We start from the raw sequence: 3,082 nt of genomic DNA on the forward strand, positions 1-3,082 counted from the left end.
AAAGAAGACAATCTAAGTCATGATGGCAATTGCTGGGTTGGGGGTTATGCCAAGGTTTATGATGATGCTAAGGTTTACGAAAATGCACATGTTTACGGTTATGCCGAGGTTTACGACGATTCTCGTATTTATGGCAAAGCAGAAGTTTTCGATGAACCATGCATTTACGGTCATGCAGAAGTTTACGGTGATGCACATATTTGCGGTGAACCGCACGTTTTTGATAATGCAGAAGTTTATGGCAATGCACAAGTTTACGAAGAGCCACACATTTACGATAGGGCGCGTGTTTACGGCAATGCAGAAGTTTCCGGTGATGCGCATGTTTACGGTCATGCAAAAATTTACGGTGATGCATGTGTATGTTGGGACGACTGGATTGATGGCAATAAAAGAATCTCAACTGGAGAAAAGACCAGATGAAAAAATACGAATTTACTGATGAAAAAACTGTGTTTGATGGAAGAACTCTTCACCGAATTAGAGCATTAAGAGACTTTGGATATGTCAAAAAAGGTGACCTAGGCGGTTTTATTGAAAAAGAAGACAATCTAAGTCATGATGGCAATTTCTGGGTTTCTGGTAACGCCAAAGTTTATGGAAAAGCTAAAGTTTGTGGTTTTGCCGAGATTTTTGGTAATACCGTAATAGCCATATAAGCCGTTTCTAACGCCGAAAAACCAACTTTTAAACACCAGCGTGATTCACGCCACGGGTGAATTGTACGCAAATCAAGGAAATAAACCATGAAAAAGAAATACGAACTTACTGATGAAACAATTCAGTTTGATGGAAAAACTCTTCACCGTATTCGTGCTTTAAGGGATTTTGATGATGTCAAAAAAGGAGATCTTGGTGGTTTTATTGAAAAGGAATATAACTTAGGTCATAAAGGTAATTGCTGGGTGTATGATGATGCCAAGGTGTATGAAAGCGCTACCATTTTTCATAATGCTAAGATATTTGATGGCGCTTGTATTAGTGGAAATGCTTCAGTTTATTCTGATGCACAAGTTTACAGTCGTGCTGTTGTTTACGGTAATGCAGAGGTTTCTGGTAGTGCACATGTTTTTGGTGATGCTGTTGTTCGCGACAAATCTCATGTTTGCGGTGATGCAGAAGTTTACAATGACGCACGTATTTATGGTGACGCAGAAGTTTTTGAGAATGCACGAATAAAGAATAGTGCCCACATTTACGACAATGCTCGTGTATATGGGAACGCAATAATTTGTGGTCCTGCTCTCATTTATAACAATGCTAAAGTTTATGGTGATGTCATTATATCATGCTCCAATTTCACGTATGAGGATGATATTAATTATGGAAATGTTGAGATTTTTGGAGATGCAAAAGTTTATGATAGTGCTCGCATTTATGACGCAGTCAAGATCTTTAGAAATGCCGAAATTCGTGGATTAGCTAATATTCGCGGAAACACGAGAATTCCTCAAGACATAAAAATTTAACAACCAACCAGCCTTTTAACACCAGCGTGATTCACGCCACGGGGGAATTGCGCGCAATGTAGGAAATCAAGATGAGTGAACAAAACACTAACCTAATAGAAATTGAAGAAACACATCATTTAGCCGTCGAACAAACTGTCATGGAACGTATTTTAAATAAAGCCTTAGACAGTGACGTCGATATGGATCGCTTAGAGCGTCTTCTTGATTTAAGAGAACAAGAGATAAAACGACAAGAGCGCCAAAATTTTGTCCGTGATCTTTCGGCTGTGCAAATGGCATATAAAAATATCGAACAAAACGCCATTAATAAACATACAAACAGCAAATACGCTACACTTGATCAGTACATTGATGCTGTAAAAGACGGACTTGCAACATACAAATTTGCTTTGTTTTATCGTATTAAAAATCAAACAGAAAAAAACGTTACCATAGAAATAACTCTGTCTCATCCTTCAGGCAATGAAATATCAACAGAAGGAACATTTCCAATTGACAGTACAGGCTCTAAAAATAGCATACAATCACTTGGTTCCACACTTACCTACGCACGAAGATACCTATTAGGCATGCTTCTTAATTTAGCAAGTAAAGAAGACGATACAGATGGTCAAATGCAAGCCAAAGAAGACGATACAAATAATCAAAAAGTTTCCTCTAAACAGATAAAGCAAATCGAAGAATTAATCGAACAAACAGAATCGGATAAAAATAAGCTTCTCTCTTATGCAAAAGTAGAAAAGCTAACAGATATGTCTTGTGAAACAGCAGACGACGTTTTGAAAATATTAGAAAGCAAGCCAAGAATTCAAAGAGAAAGCGCTCTACAATCTCTCCCACCACAAGAGAAAACATACGTTCCTATACAAGATGCCGAATATATTCACGTCCAAGATATAGAATATGTACCACAAGAACAAAGAACGGCGGTGTGATATGGAACAAAGAACAGCAGAATGGTTTCAAGCGCGCTTGGGTAAAGTCACCGCATCAAACATTTACAGCGTACTCAGTAAAACTACAAAAGGATTGCCTACGAGCAAATATGAAGACTACAAAATCAAACTCATAACAGAACGTTTAACAAGAGAAACAAGCCCCTATTATGAAACTGAAGATATGAGATGGGGTATTGAGCATGAAGATGATGCCTTGAGAGAATATGGCTTCATTTATGATGCCGATATAACAAAATGCGGCTTTATCCAACACCCCACAATAGAAATGGCGGGGGCTAGCCCCGATGGTCTCATTGGAGAAGACGGTTTAATCGAAGTCAAATGCCCGAGATCAGTAACACATATGCGCTTTTGTATAGGTGACGAAATCAAACCAGAATATCACGCACAAATGCAATTCCAAATGGCTTGTACAGAACGAAAATGGTGTGATTTCGTAAGCTATGACCCACGTTTTACGGGGAAATTCTTTCACTTACGCATGAAAGTCAAGCGTATTCTCCGTGATGATCAACAAATTGAACAGATCAATCAAGCTGTTGAAACCTTTTTAGCAGAGATAGAACGAGAGATAAAACAACTCTCAACAAAAGCTGCTTAACCTTATGGGGGTGTTTTGTTCCCCGCATATCTACGAGCACCCCCACCCTT

5 protein-coding genes are annotated in these 3,082 nt (G+C 38.6%); all 5 read left to right on the plus strand.

All coding sequences use genetic code 11. The annotated features are described in order from the left end of the window. Positions 1 to 423 (plus strand): hypothetical protein (locus tag ACFILL_RS08910; RefSeq protein WP_375643792.1); only part of this gene is annotated, 423 nt, incomplete at its 5' end. Beyond that, positions 420 to 659 (plus strand): hypothetical protein, encoded by a 240-nt coding sequence (locus tag ACFILL_RS08915; RefSeq protein WP_375643790.1) that lies wholly within the window; start codon positions 420 to 422, stop codon positions 657 to 659. The genes ACFILL_RS08910 and ACFILL_RS08915, both read left to right, overlap by 4 nt. 87 nt (positions 660 to 746) lie before the next feature. Continuing rightward, entirely contained in the window at positions 747 to 1,469 is a 723-nt protein-coding gene (locus ACFILL_RS08920; protein WP_375681097.1) for a hypothetical protein, read from the plus strand. A gap of 71 nt (positions 1,470 to 1,540) precedes the next feature. Next, the gene (locus tag ACFILL_RS08925) at positions 1,541 to 2,407 is read left to right on the plus strand and encodes an ERF family protein (RefSeq protein ID WP_375663852.1); all 867 of its coding nucleotides are present in this window, start codon (positions 1,541 to 1,543) and stop codon (positions 2,405 to 2,407) included. Position 2,408: 1 nt separating this feature from the next. Then, a complete protein-coding gene (locus tag ACFILL_RS08930) occupies positions 2,409 to 3,032 on the plus strand; it encodes a lambda exonuclease family protein (protein WP_375643788.1) in 624 nt (207 codons plus the stop codon). Positions 3,033 to 3,082: the final 50 nt, after the last annotated feature.

Origin of the sequence: Bartonella sp. AP20NXHL (genome assembly GCF_042196165.1) — a bacterium.
Lineage (GTDB): Bacteria > Pseudomonadota > Alphaproteobacteria > Rhizobiales > Rhizobiaceae > Bartonella.

Excerpts from the sequence above, each read along its gene's own strand:
- ACFILL_RS08925 (WP_375663852.1), top strand. The coding sequence starts at position 1,541 with ATGAGTGAACAAAACACTAACCTAATAGAAATTGAAGAAACACATCAT.
- ACFILL_RS08915 (WP_375643790.1), top strand. The coding sequence starts at position 420 with ATGAAAAAATACGAATTTACTGATGAAAAAACTGTGTTTGATGGAAGA.
- ACFILL_RS08930 (WP_375643788.1), top strand. The coding sequence starts at position 2,409 with ATGGAACAAAGAACAGCAGAATGGTTTCAAGCGCGCTTGGGTAAAGTC.
- ACFILL_RS08920 (WP_375681097.1), top strand. The coding sequence starts at position 747 with ATGAAAAAGAAATACGAACTTACTGATGAAACAATTCAGTTTGATGGA.